Source organism: Cobetia sp. 5-11-6-3 (assembly GCF_013374055.1).
GTDB lineage: Bacteria > Pseudomonadota > Gammaproteobacteria > Pseudomonadales > Halomonadaceae > Cobetia > Cobetia marina.
In genome coordinates this window covers 27,830-43,844 of record NZ_BLWJ01000004.1, presented here as the reverse complement: position 1 = coordinate 43,844, position 16,015 = coordinate 27,830, and the positions used below count along the sequence as shown (strand labels likewise).

Below are 16,015 nucleotides of genomic sequence, written 5' to 3'. Positions count from 1 at the left end.
ATTGATGCAGAGGAGTTGAATGCATGAGCAGAAAAGGATCCACGCGCGGCCTCGCGCTGTCACTTGCCCTGTTGACTGCCCTGCCGGCCGCTTCGGCAATGGCCGGTCCGGGGCACCCACGTCTGGATGGCCCGGATATCTTCATCGGGCATGGTGGCCCTGGGCCGCTGGTACGCTGGGCCCCGGGCGGCCCCGGCCACGGGCATGGACTGCCGGCAGGCGCTCGCGGCATCTGGGTTGGCGCCACTCTCTACTACCTGGCGGCGGGCACCTATTACCTCTGGGAGGCCAGCCAGCAACAGTACCTGCCGGTCCAGGCCCCTGCTCCGGCGACGCTCTCCGCCCCCGCGGTGGATGTCATCGCCTATCCCTCCAAGGGGCAGAGCCAGGACCAGCAGGCCAGGGATCGCTACGAGTGCCATCGCTGGGCCAATCAGGAAAGTGGCGCGGATGCCAATTCCGCCGCCCCGCCGGTGACCGCCGGCAATGCCGACACCTATCGTCGCGCATTGAGTGCCTGCTTCAGCGGACGCGGCTACAGCGTGCAATAAGTCAGCCGGCGCGAGTCATCCCTCCGCATGCATGCAAAAAGGCCCGCCACCTCATCGTGGCGGGCCTTTGCTTGCCTGCTTGCAGAAGACCTGAGGGCCTGGTGACGTGAGTTCTGTGTGGTGAGCTCTGTGTCGTGAGCCTTGAAGCGAAGCGTCAGCCGCGACGCTTCTGGTGGCGCTCGCGGTTGTTGTCACGCGCCGCACGGGATTTGCGCAACATCACCAGCGTTGCCCCCAGGCCACCATGACGCTGCGGAGCACTGCTCCAGGCTTGCACCTCCGGCATCTGTTGCAGCCAATGCACCAGGTAGGAGCGAATCAAGGCAGCATGCGATTCACCATCACGCCCCTTGCCATGGATCACCAGCAGCGAGCGCAATTCACTGCCCCAGGCATCCTGAATGAAGCGATGGACCTCTCGACGACACTCGATCAAGGGCCGACGCATCAGATTGAGCTGTGCTTCCGGGGGGTAGCCGCCCTGACGCAGACGGTCCAGCACGCCCACCTGAATGCCATCACGCCGATACTCGACCGGATCATGCGGCGACAGATGCTCCACGTAACTGTCTGACAACCCATCCAGCTCATTGCCCAGCGTCTTCTGGGCCTCTTCCCGACGGGCCAGCTGTGCCTCGCTCGGTGCCCTGGGCCCCGTGGCCACATCCGCGCGATCCTTGCCACGCGTCAGAGGAGCAACACCTTGCATCTCACGACTGAACAGCGCATCCGCTTCATCAGGAGTGATCTCGCGCGAATGCGCTGCCGACATCATTGCAGGGGAAAAACGTGACATGGCACCCTCCAGTCTTCACCAGGACGTGGCAATCAGGGAGCAGGTCGTCATCAAGACCTGCCAGCGCCCGGGGCGATGGTTGGCCACCCGGGGGCGCAGAGGACGCCAACGACGACGCCCCGAGACAGAGAATGCCTCGGGGCGTCAGCCAAGCTCAAGCGTCCATGCCAAATTCGTGCGTCCACACGTCTGGCGTCACGACGGGATCAGTGACCCGTCTTGAGCTGTTCCCAGTACTTCTGATAGATCGACAGCGCATCGCCGACATCGGTCTGGAACTCGCCACGTGCGAGATCCTGCTGAGTCGGGAAGACCACCGGGTTGTCACGCACCTCGGGGTCCATCATCTCCTTGGCGGCAAGGCTCGGCGTGGTGTAACCCACATATTCGCTGATCTCCTTGCTGACTTGCGGGCTGATCAGATAATCGATGAACTGATAGGCCGCATCGACGTGACGCGCATTGGACGGGATGGCCATGGTGTCCATCCACAGAATGATGCCTTCCTCGGGATAGACGTAATTCACCGGTACGCCTTCCTCATTGGCTTGGTAGACCTCACCGTTCCAGATCAGACCGGCATCGACCTCGCCCTGCATGAACGGCACACGCGCCGCATCGGAGTTGAAGGCGCGAACATTGGGCATCAACTCGGTCAGCTTCTCGTACGCCGCCTTGATCTCGTCCGGGTCCGTGGTATTGCCGCTGTAGCCCAGGCTTGCCAGCGCGACATGGAAGACCTCGCGCATGTCATTGGAGAGCAGCAGCTTGTCACGATACTTGTCATCCCACAGATCGTTCCAGCTGGTCAGCGCGCCCTCTTCGACATAGTCCGGGTTGTAACCGATCCCGGCGCTGCCCCACATGTAAGGCACGCTATATTGATTGCCCTTGTCGAAGTCGCGGTCGACCAGGTTGGGATCGAGATCCTTGAAATGGCTGAGCTTGCTGACATCCAGCTTCTGCAGCAGATTCTCGCGCGCCATCTTGTCGATGTAATACGTCGACGGGAAGACGAGATCGTAGCTGTTGTCGCTGTCCAGCAGCTTCAGCTTGGCGTACATCGCTTCGTTGGAATCGAAGGTGGAGTAGATGACATCGATACCGGTCTGTTCTTCAAAGCGCTCGATGACCTCATCGGGCATGTACTCCGTCCAGTTGTAGACGTAGAGCACCTTGTCGCTGTCATCCGCGGCCAGAACGGGGGCGGATGTCGCCACGGATGCCAGGCTGACGGCAGCCATCAGGCCAGCGGCGCGCAGCGGGAAACGGGAACCTTGCATGTTATTTTTTCTCCTTGATCAACCACTGGGAAATCACCAGCAGACAGAGTGACAATCCAAGCAGCAGAGTTGCCAGTGCATTCACTTCAGGCTTGAGCCCCAGGCGCACCATGGAATAGATACGCAGCGGCAGAACTTCAAAGGTCGGACCGGTGACGAAGGTCGAGATGACGACATCGTCCAATGACAGGGTAAAACTGAGCAGCCAACCCGAGGCTATCGCCGGCATCAACGCTGGCACCAGCACATGCCAGACGGCTCGTGCTTCGCTGGCCCCCAGATCACGTGCGGCCTCCAGCAATTGCGGATTGATCCCCGACAGGCGCGAATACACCGTGATCACCACGAAGGGCAGACAGAAGGTGGCATGAGAGACCAGCAACGAGAGATAGCCCAGCTGGATGCCCAGGGCGATGAACAGCGCCAGGAACGCGATCGCCATCACGATGTCCGGCATCATCATCACGGTAAACAGCATGCCGTTGAGCAGCGGCTTTCCCCGGAAGCGATAACGGTACAGCGCCGTGGCGGTCAGGGTGCCGATCAGCGTGGCGAGAGTCGCCGCCGTCACGCCCAGCCACAGGGTATTGAGCGCAGCATCCATCAGATTGGCGTTGCCCAGCAGCTTGTCGTACCAGCGCAGACTGAAGCCACCCCAGAGGAACGGATTGCGCGAATCATTGAAGGAAATCCCGATCAACACCAGGATCGGCACATACAGCAGCGTGAAGATCAGCGTCATGTAGCAACGACTGAACACGCGCACGGGGCGGCTCAGGCTCATAGTGTCACCTCCCGCTTGAAGAGCTTCACGCTGCGGTAATACGCAAGCAGCAGGAAGGCCATCACCAGTGTCAGCATCACGCTGATGGCCGCCCCGAAGGACCAGTTGTTGGCTTCCAGAAACTGCCCCTTGATGATGTTGCCGATCAAGGGGTGACGCGAGCCACCCAGCAGATCCGACACATAGAACATGCCCATCGCCGGCAGGAACACCAGCAGCACGCCGGCGATGATGCCGGGCATGGTCAGGGGCAACACCACATGACGGAAGGTGGCCAGACCATTGGCGCCGAGATCGCGTGCCGCCTCCAGGGTCGGACGGCTGAGCTGCTCGAACACCGCGTAGAGCGGAAGAATCATGAAGGGCAACAGCATGTAGACCAGCCCGATGATCACCGCCTCCTCGGTATACAGAAGCCGCAGGGGGGCATCGATCAGCCCCAGAGTCATCAGCACATCATTGAGCAGCCCACGGGTCGCGATCAGCGTGCGCAGGGCATAGATGCGAATCAGCGAGTTGGTCCAGAATGGGATGATCACCAGCAGCAGCAGCAGCGGCTGCATCCGGGGGCTGGCACGCGAGATCATCCAGGCGAACGGATAGCCGAGCACCAGGCAGATCAGGGTCGTGACCAGGCCGATCCACAGCGAATGACCAAACACTCCCAGATAGACCGGACTGATCATCTGGCCGTAATTGGTCAGCAAGCCCTGCCAGAGCGTGGCAGGCGAGATGTCGCCACTCAGTAGCTGCCCACTGCCCTCGGGCATCAGGCTGACCAGTACCACCAGCAAGGTGGGCGCCAGTACCAGCACGATCAGCCAGCCCCAGATGATGGTCAGCGTGGCCGTCTTGAAGGGATTGCGCACCACACTCATGCCCCCGCCTCCACGGGGGCATCATCCGGCAGGATGATTTCCCAGTCCGGCACCCAGCTGACCTTGACACGCTCACCGAGGCGATAATCGAAGTCCGGATCATCCTCATCGAAGAACTCGCTGGCCAGCAGCTGCTGGCCACTGTCGAGCTCCAGCACCGTATCCAGCGTCATGCCCTTGTAGTTGCGCTCGATGACACGGGCCGCGAAGCCTTCGCTGTCCTCGGCGGACTTGAGTCGCATGTCCTCCGGGCGCAGCAGTACCTGCACCGCCTCGCCACCCAGGTATTCGCGGCCGTGGCTGCTCAGTTCCAGCGACTTTCCCAGCACCTCGACGTGGATGCGCCCCGGCGTTGTCGAAGGCCGCTCGACGCGTGCCGCCAGCTGATTGATCTCGCCGACGAAACGCGCCACGAACAGCGTGCTCGGCGACTCATAGACTTCACGCGGCGTGCCGATCTGCTCGATCCCCCCTTCCCGCATCACGACCACACGATCGGACATGGAGAGCGCTTCCTCCTGATCGTGGGTGACGAAGACGAAGGTGATGCCCAGACGGCGCTGAAGACGCTTCAGTTCATTCTGCATCTGCTTGCGCAGCTTGTAGTCCAATGCCGAGAGCGGCTCATCCAGCAGCAGGACACGCGGGCGCTTGATGACGGCGCGAGCAATGGCGACACGTTGCTGCTGGCCACCGGAGAGCTGGTCCGGACGACGGTCGGACAGATGCGCCAATTGCACCATTTCCAGCGCTTCCCGCACACGCTCGTGGATCTCGGCCTTGGGCACCTTCTCCATGCGCAACCCGAAGGCCACGTTGTCGTAAAGATTCATGTGCGGAAACAGCGCATAACTCTGGAAGACGGTATTGACCGGACGCAGGTGCGCAGGCGTGTGCTGCAATGCCGCGTTCTCGAGCGTGATGGTACCCGCATCAGGGTCCTCGAAGCCTGCGATCAAGCGCAGTACGGTCGTCTTGCCACACCCTGAGGGGCCTAGCAGGGTCACGAACTCACCATCCTTCAAATCCAGATCCAGGCTGTCGAGCACCTTGCGCTCGCCAAACGTCTTGGTGATGGAGCGCAACTTGACCAGTGGGGTCGTCTCAGGAGCAGAGCTATTCATCGGCAGGGGGTCACCTCCAGCGGGAAACGCGCGCGTCTCCCTGATACATGAAATGGCGCGCCGGAAATGATGCGCCACACTGTCGAGTCTTCTTCAGTTCCTGCGCGACCTGCACGCAGAAGGTCCAGCTCAGGATCTTCGCCGCTGCGCCATGGCGGTCATGCAAGCCGTTGTCCATGCCGTCATGGCGATGCGCGCGGCAACAAATCCTGAGCGACGAAACATGAAAAGGCCCGTACCGGAGTCGGGCCTTTTGCATTGCCTGGCAGCTTGCATCCTCCAGCCTCAGGCAAATCGTGAGGTGCGCATTCTGCCCACTCGAGGGCCTGCTGTCATCTCGCATTCATCCAGGGACAACTCACGTCGCCATGGAGGAGGTGGATGACGGATTCGTCGGAAGGGGGGCGCCGGTGTGGGCAGAGCCAGATTCGACCTCACCGACACTGGGCAGAACCTCCACCAGCCCACAGTCCATGCGTTCCTTCTCGGCCTGACGCGCCTGAGCCAACGCTTCTCGCAACGGCTCCAGACGAGGGTGCGGCGCTTCGCCGGCCTCGCCTGCCGGCAGATCCCAGGGCAGCGCTCGCGCCAGCTCCCAGAGCGTATAGTGATTGAGATCACGTCCCAGCACCCACTGACCATCCTGGGTCTGGCTGGCGATGTTCTCCTCAATCAAGGGCTTGAGTACACGACGATAGCGGCTGCCCAATACCTCGGTCAGGCTGTCATCCGACAGCGGCTCGCCCCGTTCATGCGCATCCTTGAGCAGCATGACGGCCCCCAGGGTCTGCCAGAACGGTGGCCAGCGGTGCCAGTCAGCGTTGGATCGCTCTCCCATCCAGGCCGCCACTTCCGCCCCCAGCAACACGATGCACCAGGACAGGAAGACCCACAGCAGGAACAGTGGCACTGCCGCGAAGGCACCATAGATGGCCTGATAGGACGGGAACTGCGTGACGTAGAACGAGAACCCGGCCTTGGCCAGTTCCAGTGCCAGAGCTGTCGTCACCGCTCCCACGGCCGCATCCCGCAGGCGCACCTTGCAATTGGGTACCGCGGCGTAGATGAAGGTGAAGGCCACCGCGCTCAACAATGGTGGCAACAGGCGCAGCAATACCGCCTTGCCGCCCAGCATCGAGGCCGCTGAATCGAAGAACGACAGCGAAGTCAGATAGGAAGACAGCAGGAAACCGGACCCCAGCATCAGCGGCCCGAGTGTCAGTACCGCCCAGTACATCAGAAAGCTCGACAGCCCCTTGCGCCCTTCCGGTACCTGCCAGATGGCATTGAACGCCCCTTCGATGGTGATCATCATCAACACCGAGGTGACGAACAGAAAGATGAGGCCCACGGAGGTCAGATTGCGAGCCTGGCCCGAGAACTCATTGAGGTACTCAAGCACCGTCTCGCCGGTGGAGGGCAGGAACTGGGCAAAGACGGTGGTCTGCAGTTGCTGCCCGACACCGTCAAAGCTCGGGATGACGGCGAACATCGAATAGATCACCGTCATCAGAGGCACCACCGCGAACAGGGTGGTATAGGTCAAGGCGGAGGCAGTCTTCTTGCCATCGTGATAGTTGAAACGTGAGACCAGCTTGAGGACGACCCCGATGGCAGGCGTCATCCGCTTGAGTTGTGGCAGTTGTGGCATTCTCATGCGCCCCTCTACAATGCATCCCTGATGTGAAGCTGCCGTCAGGAATCACTGACGGCACAGTCCATTCGCCTTACCGCCTGTCCGGAAACGGAGACAGTCATGCCAATGCTGAAACTCTATCACAACCCGCGCTGCTCCAAGTCACGCGAAACCCTCGCGTTGCTGGAGTCACGCCTGAAAAGCGACGAATTCGAGACCATTCGTTACCTGGACACCCCGTTGAGCCGTGAGCAGCTGAGTGCGCTGGCCGCTCGACTCGAAGGCGGGGCGAAAGCCCTGACGCGAGAGAACGAGAGTGACTGGAAGGCGCTCGCCCTTGAGGAACCCGATGATGCACGACGTCTGGACGCCATCGCTGCCACGCCCAGGTTGATGCAACGCCCGATTCTCGATGACGGAAAGCGCGCCATCATCGGCAGACCACCGCAGGATGTACTCGCCCTGCTCGACGACGCCTGATCCCTTCGTGACCTGAGGACGCCCATGTCAGCTGACACCCATTCCAGTACGTCCCCCGATACGACACCCTATGTGCTCGTGCTTTATTACTCGCGTCACGGTGCGACCCAGACCCTGGCGGAGCAGATCGTCGCTGGCATCGAGTCCATTCCGGGAATCCAGGCCCGCCTGCGCCGTGTCCCCGAAGTCTCGACGACCTGCGAGCAGACCACGCCGGAAATCCCCGACAGCGGTGCCATGTATGCCACCCTCGATGACCTGCGTCAGTGTGCAGGCCTGGCACTTGGCAGCCCGACCCGTTTCGGCAACATGGCCGCTCCGCTGAAGTACTTCCTCGACTCCACCAGCGAGCTGTGGATGAACGGGGCACTGATCGACAAGCCCGCCACCGCCTTCAGTGCCTCAAGCTCACTGCATGGCGGTCAGGAAACCACCTTGATGACCATGCTGGTGCCTCTTCTTCACCACGGCATGGTCTATGCGGGTGTGCCCTACAGTGCCACTGAATTGCTGGAAACCACCCAGGGCGGCACGCCCTATGGCACCACCCATGTCAGCGGCAAGCGCGGTGACAATGACGTGAACGACCATGAGAGACGCCTGGCCGTCGCACAAGGCAAGCGCATTGCGCGTCTGGCCCTCGCCATGCAACCCCTCAGGGAGAACCGATAGATGCGCGCCTGGCTTGAACGAATGGAACGTGAACAGGGCCTCGACACCCTCGAGGCCAAGAGCCGCCGCGGCGTGATCGTGAGCTTCGCGGCCCTGGCCGTCATCCTGCTGGTAGGTGGCATCCAGTTGATGGCCCAGAGTGACAATACCGGCCTGGTGCCGTTGTTGATTCGCCTGCTGCCCATTGCCCTTTTCCTGCCCGCCGTGCTGACTCGTCGCGCCCGCGGCCACGTCTGGCTGGCCTTCGTCAGTCTGCTCTATCTCATGCAGGGCGTGATGCTGGCCAGCGTACCCGGCCATGGGGTGATCGGCGTACTGGAGGCGCTGGCGGCACTTGGCCTGTTCCTCGCCAGCATGGCGTATGCTCGCTTTCGCTCGCGCAATCTGAAGCGTCAGCCTCAGTCGTGATGCGGGCCGGCACCCCCATGGGGTAAAAGGCCGGCCGCCAAGGACCTGACAGATAGCGCCCCTTGGGCGCTATCTGTCATCAGGCCTGGCGCTCTGTCTGCACGACCGGCGATTCTTTCGAATTTTATGCCCCTTCCCTCATTTCTGTCCCTGCCGCTATCTCTTTCCGCTGTCTCTTTTTCCTCTCCCCCTTTCTCCTCGGCCTCAGCGCTTATCCCTTGAAGATGCGCGGAGGATTCCTATGACAGATCAGCGCTCGACGGTGGCTTGCTGGGCAATTGGCGCTAGAATCCAGAGGATTGCACTGCAGAGTGCCACCTTGGCCGCATCGCCACACCATCATCGTCACGCTATGCTGATGCGTCTGACCCCTTCGGGATCGGGTCGTCACGCAGCCTTGCGTGATGCCAATGCCCATTGAGCCGACAGGAACCCCGTACGCCTCATGCCTACGACACCCACCACCGATGGCGTGACACGCACCCTCGACGACGGCGCGCACTCCCTGGAGATGGCCGAACCTGAATCGATCACCACGGCCAGCGAATGGCTGAGCGCTCGCCAGGCGTGGCGTGAGGCGCTGCGTCAGACGCTACCGGTGATGTTCGGCTATATCCCGCTGGGAGCCGCCTTCGGGGTGCTGTTCACCCAGTTGCCCCTGAGCCCCTGGCTGGGACTCTTGATGTCGGTGATCATCCTGGCGGGTGCCGGGCAGTTCCTGGCGGTCGCTCTGCTGGGCGCTGGAGCAGGCGTCACGGAAGTGGCCGTCGCCACCCTGCTGCTCAACTCACGCCACCTGTTCTATGGCCTGTCATTGCTGGAGCGTTTCCGCGATGCCGGAATCACCAAGCTCTATCTCATCTTCGGCCTCACCGACGAGACCTACTCGCTGCTATCCAGCCTGCCGCGCAGCGGTGAGCGGGATGACAAGGCCGCCAGGCGCAATGATCAGCGTCTGATGCTGCGCATTACGGCGCTCAACCAGCTGTGGTGGGTATTGGGGACCGCACTGGGACTGGCGGCCGGCCAGCTTACCTTTGACAGCAGCGGCATCGAATTTGCCCTCACCGCCCTGTTCGTCGTGCTCGGCATCGAGCAATGGTACGCATTGCGGGAACGCTGGCCCTTCCTGCTGGGCCTGGTGATCACCCTGGCGGGGCTATGGGTGCTGCCCCAAGACCAACTGCTGCTCGGCAGCATCGCCGCGGCAAGTGTCCTTCTGCTCGGCCATTACCTCCATCAACAGCGCTCTCTGAGCGACGGGAGCCGGACACGATGACAACGACCCAGGCACTGCTGCTGATCGGCGTGGCCGCGCTGGCGACCTTCGCGACACGCGTGACCCCCTTCCTGTTTCTCTCACGCCATTCCGCACATCCCTTGATCCTGCACATGGGTCGCTATCTGCCGGCCATCGTGATGGTCGTGCTGATCATCGTGTCCCTGTCTGCCATGTCGTTGCCCGGCGACTTCCCCCGTGATCTGCCCTCCACGCTTGCTCGCAGCGAGCTCTGGCGCGACTGGCTGATGCAGGCCGAGGGTGCCGGCATGCTGATATCCGCCGCCTGCGTGGCCGGCCTTCACCTCTGGCGACGCAATGCGCTGCTCTCCATCGCCGTCGGTACCGGTCTTTACATGGCGTGGGTACAGCTCGGCCCCATGGCACAGGCCTGAGGCCCTTGCGATCTGGCGCTCGACGGTACACAGTCCTTACATTACATGAGCAATTCATCAAGGGAGCCCACCATGAATCGCGATATCGCTGACGTGCGCAGAACCTACTCCGGTGATGGCCTGAATCTTGACAACACCCCGGCCGAACCCTTCGAGCAGTTTCAGGAATGGCTGACCAGCGCACTCTCCGCCGATGACAACGATGCCAATGTGATGACGTTGTCCACCGTGGACAGCCAGGGCAAGCCGCACGCGCGCATCGTGCTGCTCAAGGGATACGATGCACAAGGGTTCATCTTCTATACCAACTATCAGAGCCACAAGGGCAGCGAACTGGCCAATGTGCCGCATGCGGCCTTGACGTTCTGGTGGCCTGCCATGGAGCGCCAGGTCCGTATCGAGGGTCGCGTGGAGAAGGTCTCGGACGCCACCTCGGACCACTACTTCGCCTCCCGTCCCAAGGAAAGCCAGCTGGGGGCCTGGGTCTCGCAGCAGAGCGTCGAGATTCCGGATCGCGACTGGCTCAGCGAGAGACAGGGCCGCTTCGAGAAGGTCTATGCCGACAGTGATGTCCCGCGCCCTGAGCACTGGGGTGGCTATCGCGTGGTGCCCGAGATGATTGAGTTCTGGCAGGGCCAGCCATCACGCCTGCACGACCGGGTCCGTTATCAGCGTCTGGATACCGAAGACAATGAGTGGCACAAGGTGATGCTCGCACCGTGAGTGGCACCTGATCGCCACACGCTCTCGAAGGCTCCGCCATGGCGGGGCCTTTTGCGTGAAGGCGCCTGCGTGCTGATCGATGCACGCATGCCCCTCACGCCATGCCCCTTACGCCAAGCACCTCACATCACGCCATGCGGCACCCGCGATGCGCCCCATCGACGCGGCATGCGAGATCAAGCATGACTTGCCCTGCGCCGTGCCAGAACAGACAATGGCCGGCTTTTCGGTGCAGGGCATGCTCAGGTCGGCGACAGCTGCACGGCTCATGTTCTGCATACACCGTCACATGTTTACAGGAAGGGAGGCCACATGGCCTGGGACGACAGTGCAACACCCAAGGTGGCTCGTCAGACGCTGGTAGATCGCCTGCTGGCAAGCTACACACCTTCCGATCACCATGGCATCTCGCTGGTGGATCACGCCGTGGTCGGCAATGTGCTCTACACCGTGCTGGAGCATCCCCATGGTCATACCTTCATTCGCCAGCATCTGATGCAGGCTCCCCGACAGGGTGACCCCAGCCGCTGGGAATACCATATCCGGGATGAAGGCACGCCAGATATTCCGCTGCAATGCCCACCGAAACTCCTGGCGCAGTCCACTGCCCCCGGTGAGATTGCCGCCCAGTGGCGAGAGGCGACCCGCGCCGCGCGTGAGGATGTCGCGGCGCGCAAGCGCAAGATCAAGAAGCTCAGGAAAGGCGAGCGCCTTGCGGCACTGGATGGCAGCGAGGTGATCTTCGTGCGGGCTTTCACCGCCAGCCTGTTCATCGGGCGAGCTCCCGACGACACCGAGGAGGAGGAATACGAGTATCACTGGGAAGACATCGATCTGCTGGCCTCCCCGCTGCCTGACGAGTGACGGCGAGCTCGTCACCCGCCTTGCCGACCATCACCGTCGAACCGCCCATCGTCATCTGTGAGACCCCATGCAGCCACAAGCCGACCCGTTCATCGTTCCGCCCTGTCATGAGACCTACAAGGTGCTTTACGCGGATGAGGACATCCTGCTGATCCACAAGCCCAGTGGTCTGCTGAGCCTGTCGGGCAAGCATCCGCTCAATCTGGACTCGCTGCACCATCGGCTGGTCAAGGAATACCCGACCGCCAAGCTGCTGCACCGTCTGGATCTCGGCACCTCAGGCATCATGCTGGTGGCGCTCAACAAGCCGGCCAACGGCAACCTGACGCGCCAGTTCCAGGCCCGGACCATCGACAAGTCCTACCGCGCGATGCTGCTGGGACACGTCGAGCAGGACAGTGGACGGATCTCGCTGCCGATTGCCAAGGACGTGGATCAGTTCCCGTTGCAGAAGATCTGCCATGAGACAGGCAAGACCGCCATCAGTGACTATCGCGTGCTTGAGCGGCTCGAGGCCCCCAGGCGTACCCGGGTCGAATTCACGCCCGTCTCCGGGCGCACCCACCAGCTGCGCATCCACAGTCAGCAGCTGGGCCACCCCATCCTGGGCTGTGATCTATATGCCAGTGATGAAGCCTTCTTCATGGCCGAGCGCCTGATGCTGCATGCCGAGATGATCGCCTTCGATCACCCGGTCAGCGGCGAGCGCATGAAAGTCTGCAGCCCCTGCCCCTTCTGAGCGTCTCTGACGTCCCGCATCGGCGAGACGGATGGTGAGACGGATGGTGAGACGGATAGACGACCCTGATAGACGAGACGCCCCCGCAGGCAAGCCTGCGGGGGCGTCTCGTCTTGGTCTTACTCACATTGATGGCAGGCCGAGGTTGACTGGACCGCTGCCATCACGATGAGGTTACTGAGCCGTTGCCGGCAGCCACTCATTGACGATATCCGGATGGCTTTCCACCCACGCCTTGGCCGTCTCGTAGGGGTCTGCATCATCCTCCTGATTGTTGAGCATCACCTCGCCCATGTCCGCCGGCGTCCAGGCGAAGTTGTCCAGGATCGCGTAGACCTCCGGCATGTCCTCCTTGAGCCCCTTGCGTGCCAGGGTATGGATCTCCTCGGCACCGCCATAGACGCCCTTCGGATCTTCCAGGTACTTGAGGTCCCAGCGCGCGAACATCCAATGGGGGGTCCAGCCGGTCACCACGATATCCCGCTCGCCCTTGATGGCATTGCTCAGCGCTGCGGTCATGGTCGCGCCGCTACCGGTCGTGAGGTCGATATCCTCGAGATCGTAATCCTCGAGCACCTGCTCGGTGAGTCGGGTCAGGCCGGCGCCTGGCTCGATACCGACGATACGCTCATCAATCTCGTCGGCATGCGAGGTGATGTCCTCGATGGACTCGAGCTTGCTGTACGCCGGGACCACCAGGCCAAGCTTGGTGCCCTCGAGGTTGACTCCCAGGTCCTCGACCTTGGGCCCGACCTTGGCCATGTAGTCTTCATGGGTCGTGGGGAGCCACGCACCGACCATGCCATCCGCATCACCAAAGGCGACCGCCTGGAACATCGCGGCGGCGGACAGCGCCTTGAGCTCGACATTGTAGCCCTGGGCTTCCAACACCGCTTTCACGACATTGGTGGAGGCGACCTCGGAGGACCACTCGACATATGCCAGGGTGACATCTCCCTTGTCACCTGCCGCATGAGCCGCGCTGGCACCGACCACCGAGGATGACATGGCGGCCCCCAGCAACAGTGCCTTGGCGGTGATGGTCAGATGGCTGCGTGAAGTACCTTGCTTATTCATCAACTTCCCCTTTATTTGAATCTACTTATTTCTTAGGGCGAGAATTGCCTGATCGCCGATCAGGTCAGCCTTTCATCAATACAGGACCAGCAGAAAGACTGGCTGCCGCGAATGCCGTATCCCCATGCAACGTGTAAAGAACAGGAGAATGTGTCGCGGTGCAGAAATGTGGGCAAGAAACGCCCTGAAGAGATGGGACAAGCCGGCACGACAGGCGGTGCCGGCTTGTGGGTCGAGGTGAGTCACCTCAGGAGCGTGACTTCTTTTCCTTGCTCAAGGTCTGGGTCAGGCGGTCAAGCAGCATGGCCAGGATCACCACCGCGATACCCGCTTCGAACCCATCTCCGGGACGCAGACGCTGGATCGCCTTCCAGACTTCGTTGCCCAGACCATCGGCGCCGATCATGGCCGCGATGACGACCATCGACAGGGCCAGCATGATGGTCTGGTTGATGCCCGCCATCACCGTCGGCAGCGACAGGGGCAGCTGCAGCTTGAAGAGCTTCTGGCGACGGGTGGACCCGAAGGCATCTGCGGCCTCGATCAGCTCCTTGGGCACCTGACGAATCCCCAGGGTAGTGAAACGGATCGCCGGCGGCATCGAGAAGATGACCGTAGCGAAGATCGCCGAGACCGACCCGATACCGAAGAAGGGAATGGCCGGGATCAGATAGACGAAGGCCGGCATCGTCTGCATGAAATCCAGAACCGGCATGATGACCCGATAGAAGCGATCCGACAGCGCCGCCAGAATGCCCAGGGGGATGGCGATGACCACGGCCACCAGCGTCGCGATGACCACCAGGGTGAGCGATTCGATCATCGGATCCCACAGATCCAGATTCCAGATGAGGCCGAGGCCCAGGATGGAACCGATCGCCAGGCGAGTTCCCGCCAGCCGCCAGCACAACAGCGCGACCATTGCGATCAAGGCCCACTGAGGCATCCACATCAGGGCGTCATTGAGCGCACCGATGCCGGTCTCGGTGAACTTGGAAATGGCGCGGGTCACGCTGGAATAATTGTTGGTCAGGTAATCCAGCCCTGCCTCGATCCAGTCACCCAGCTCTATCTTCGGAATGGTGAAACCTGTCGATTCACTCATGCATGCGCCTCCCCTGCTTCGGCCAGCTCAGCCAGTACGGATCCCTTGACCACGACTCCCATCAAGCGCGATTGCTCATCCACGACTGCCAGCGGGTGGTGATGGCCAGCAAACATCGCGAACAGGTTGTGCAAGGGCTCATCAGGCGAGACCCGACAGCAATCGGAGTGGATCAGACTGGAGAGATCCGTGAGGTTCTCACGCACCGCACGCTCGGCATCTTCTGCCGTCACGATTCCCAGAACGGTACGGTCGCGGCGCACCACGAAGAGACTGTCCAGGCCGTTTTCTCCCATCTTGCGCAATGCCGTACGGGGGCCATCATCGTCTCGCGCGGTGGCACGGACATCCGTCATGGCGGACTGGGCGGTCAGAATCCGCGACATGTCCACGCCTTCGACGAAGCGCGCGACATAATCGTCAGCGGGCTCGGTGAGAATGGTCTCGGGAGTGCCGATCTGGACGATTTCACCATCCTTGAGCAGGATGATGCGATCACCGATGGACAGGGCTTCATCCAGATCGTGGGTGATGAAGATGGTGGTCTTCTTCATCTTGTGCTGCAGCGCCAGCAGCTCCTGCTGCATGTCCTTGCGGATCAACGGATCCAGTGCCGAGAAGGCTTCATCCATCAACAGGACGGTAGAATCATTGGCCAATGCACGTGCGAGCCCGACACGTTGCTGCATACCGCCGGACAGCTGATCGGGATAGGCATCCTCCCACCCGTCCAGTCCTACCTGCTTGAGTGCGTCACGCCCGCGCTGGAAACAGACTTCCTTCGCCTCGCCGCGCACTTCAAGGCCGTACTCGGCATTCTGTTGAACCGTACGATGGGGGAAGAGCGCAAAGTTCTGGAAGACCATCGAGAAGTGCTTGCGACGACAGCGCAGCAGCGATTTCTCATCCAGCTTGGCCACGTCCTGACCGTCGATCAGGATCTCGCCTTCTGTCGGGTCGATCAGACGATTGAGACAACGGATCAAGGTGGACTTCCCGGAGCCGGACAGCCCCATGATGACCAGCAGCTCACCTTCCATCACATCGAAATCGACATTGGACAGGCCCAGTGTCTGGCCGGTCTTTTCCAGAATTTCAGGACGTTTGAGTCCCTGGTCACGCAGAGTGAGCGCCTTGTCAGGCTGGTTACCGAACACCTTGCTCAGGTTGCGCACCCGGATCTTCACATCGCGAGTGTCAGTCATTGGCTTTCCTGTTGTG

18 protein-coding genes are annotated in these 16,015 nt (G+C 61.4%); 9 read left to right on the top strand and 9 right to left on the bottom strand.

What is annotated here, in order from left to right; all coding sequences use genetic code 11:
- The first annotated feature begins 23 nt into the window (after positions 1-23).
- On the top strand, positions 24-551 hold the full coding sequence (locus HXS66_RS08295) for a hypothetical protein (RefSeq protein ID WP_084208710.1): 528 nt from the start codon (positions 24-26) through the stop codon (positions 549-551).
- 154 nt (positions 552-705) lie between these two features.
- On the opposite strand, the gene smrA is transcribed toward HXS66_RS08295, so the two are convergent.
- The 6 genes from smrA to HXS66_RS08265 all read right to left on the bottom strand — a co-directional run bounded on the left by smrA (position 706) and on the right by HXS66_RS08265 (position 7,073).
- Positions 706-1,347, bottom strand: coding sequence for a DNA endonuclease SmrA (smrA, locus tag HXS66_RS08290; protein WP_307722806.1), 642 nt, complete (start codon positions 1,345-1,347; stop codon positions 706-708).
- 206 nt (positions 1,348-1,553) lie between these two features.
- Positions 1,554-2,630 (bottom strand): PotD/PotF family extracellular solute-binding protein, encoded by a 1,077-nt coding sequence (locus tag HXS66_RS08285; RefSeq protein ID WP_205632690.1) that lies wholly within the window; start codon positions 2,628-2,630, stop codon positions 1,554-1,556.
- Position 2,631: 1 nt separating this feature from the next.
- Positions 2,632-3,414: a spermidine/putrescine ABC transporter permease PotC gene (gene potC, locus HXS66_RS08280; RefSeq protein WP_176503285.1), complete on the bottom strand. Its 783-nt coding sequence runs from the start codon at positions 3,412-3,414 to the stop codon at positions 2,632-2,634.
- Positions 3,411-4,292, bottom strand: a complete 882-nt coding sequence (gene potB / locus HXS66_RS08275; RefSeq protein ID WP_176503284.1) for a spermidine/putrescine ABC transporter permease PotB — start codon at positions 4,290-4,292, stop codon at positions 3,411-3,413. Before potB ends, potC begins: the two co-directional genes overlap by 4 nt.
- Positions 4,289-5,416, bottom strand: coding sequence for a spermidine/putrescine ABC transporter ATP-binding protein PotA (potA, locus tag HXS66_RS08270; protein ID WP_077376558.1), 1,128 nt, complete (start codon positions 5,414-5,416; stop codon positions 4,289-4,291). Before potA ends, potB begins: the two co-directional genes overlap by 4 nt.
- 358 nt (positions 5,417-5,774) lie before the next feature.
- Positions 5,775-7,073: a YihY family inner membrane protein gene (locus HXS66_RS08265; RefSeq protein WP_176503283.1), complete on the bottom strand. Its 1,299-nt coding sequence runs from the start codon at positions 7,071-7,073 to the stop codon at positions 5,775-5,777.
- A 99-nt stretch (positions 7,074-7,172) separates the two neighbouring features.
- Here HXS66_RS08265 and HXS66_RS08260 point away from each other — a divergent pair, with 99 nt between their 5' ends.
- The 8 genes from HXS66_RS08260 to HXS66_RS08225 all read left to right on the top strand — a co-directional run bounded on the left by HXS66_RS08260 (position 7,173) and on the right by HXS66_RS08225 (position 12,612).
- A complete protein-coding gene (locus HXS66_RS08260) occupies positions 7,173-7,532 on the top strand; it encodes an ArsC/Spx/MgsR family protein (RefSeq protein WP_084208713.1) in 360 nt (119 codons plus the stop codon).
- 24 nt (positions 7,533-7,556) lie between these two features.
- Positions 7,557-8,204 (top strand): NAD(P)H:quinone oxidoreductase, encoded by a 648-nt coding sequence (gene wrbA / locus HXS66_RS08255; RefSeq protein ID WP_077376567.1) that lies wholly within the window; start codon positions 7,557-7,559, stop codon positions 8,202-8,204.
- A complete protein-coding gene (locus HXS66_RS08250) occupies positions 8,205-8,612 on the top strand; it encodes a DUF2069 domain-containing protein (RefSeq protein ID WP_176503282.1) in 408 nt (135 codons plus the stop codon).
- A gap of 445 nt (positions 8,613-9,057) precedes the next feature.
- On the top strand, positions 9,058-9,891 hold the full coding sequence (locus HXS66_RS08245) for an AzlC family ABC transporter permease (RefSeq protein ID WP_255303165.1): 834 nt from the start codon (positions 9,058-9,060) through the stop codon (positions 9,889-9,891).
- Positions 9,888-10,286: a branched-chain amino acid transporter permease gene (locus tag HXS66_RS08240; RefSeq protein WP_136937841.1), complete on the top strand. Its 399-nt coding sequence runs from the start codon at positions 9,888-9,890 to the stop codon at positions 10,284-10,286. The genes HXS66_RS08245 and HXS66_RS08240 overlap by 4 nt, the downstream gene beginning before the upstream one ends.
- 72 nt (positions 10,287-10,358) lie before the next feature.
- A complete protein-coding gene (pdxH, locus tag HXS66_RS08235) occupies positions 10,359-11,009 on the top strand; it encodes a pyridoxamine 5'-phosphate oxidase (RefSeq protein ID WP_077376576.1) in 651 nt (216 codons plus the stop codon).
- A gap of 312 nt (positions 11,010-11,321) precedes the next feature.
- A complete protein-coding gene (locus HXS66_RS08230) occupies positions 11,322-11,873 on the top strand; it encodes a hypothetical protein (RefSeq protein ID WP_176503281.1) in 552 nt (183 codons plus the stop codon).
- Positions 11,874-11,940: 67 nt separating this feature from the next.
- A complete protein-coding gene (locus HXS66_RS08225; RefSeq protein ID WP_176503280.1) occupies positions 11,941-12,612 on the top strand; it encodes an RluA family pseudouridine synthase in 672 nt (223 codons plus the stop codon).
- Between the two features lie 174 nt (positions 12,613-12,786).
- On the opposite strand, the gene HXS66_RS08220 is transcribed toward HXS66_RS08225, so the two are convergent.
- The 3 genes from HXS66_RS08220 to HXS66_RS08210 all read right to left on the bottom strand — a co-directional run bounded on the left by HXS66_RS08220 (position 12,787) and on the right by HXS66_RS08210 (position 15,999).
- On the bottom strand, positions 12,787-13,689 hold the full coding sequence (locus tag HXS66_RS08220) for a glycine betaine ABC transporter substrate-binding protein (protein WP_176503279.1): 903 nt from the start codon (positions 13,687-13,689) through the stop codon (positions 12,787-12,789).
- A gap of 247 nt (positions 13,690-13,936) precedes the next feature.
- Positions 13,937-14,794: a proline/glycine betaine ABC transporter permease gene (locus HXS66_RS08215; protein WP_077376591.1), complete on the bottom strand. Its 858-nt coding sequence runs from the start codon at positions 14,792-14,794 to the stop codon at positions 13,937-13,939.
- Complete coding sequence (locus tag HXS66_RS08210) at positions 14,791-15,999, bottom strand: glycine betaine/L-proline ABC transporter ATP-binding protein (RefSeq protein ID WP_084208718.1); 1,209 nt, start codon at positions 15,997-15,999, stop codon at positions 14,791-14,793. Before HXS66_RS08210 ends, HXS66_RS08215 begins: the two co-directional genes overlap by 4 nt.
- Positions 16,000-16,015 lie beyond the last annotated feature (16 nt).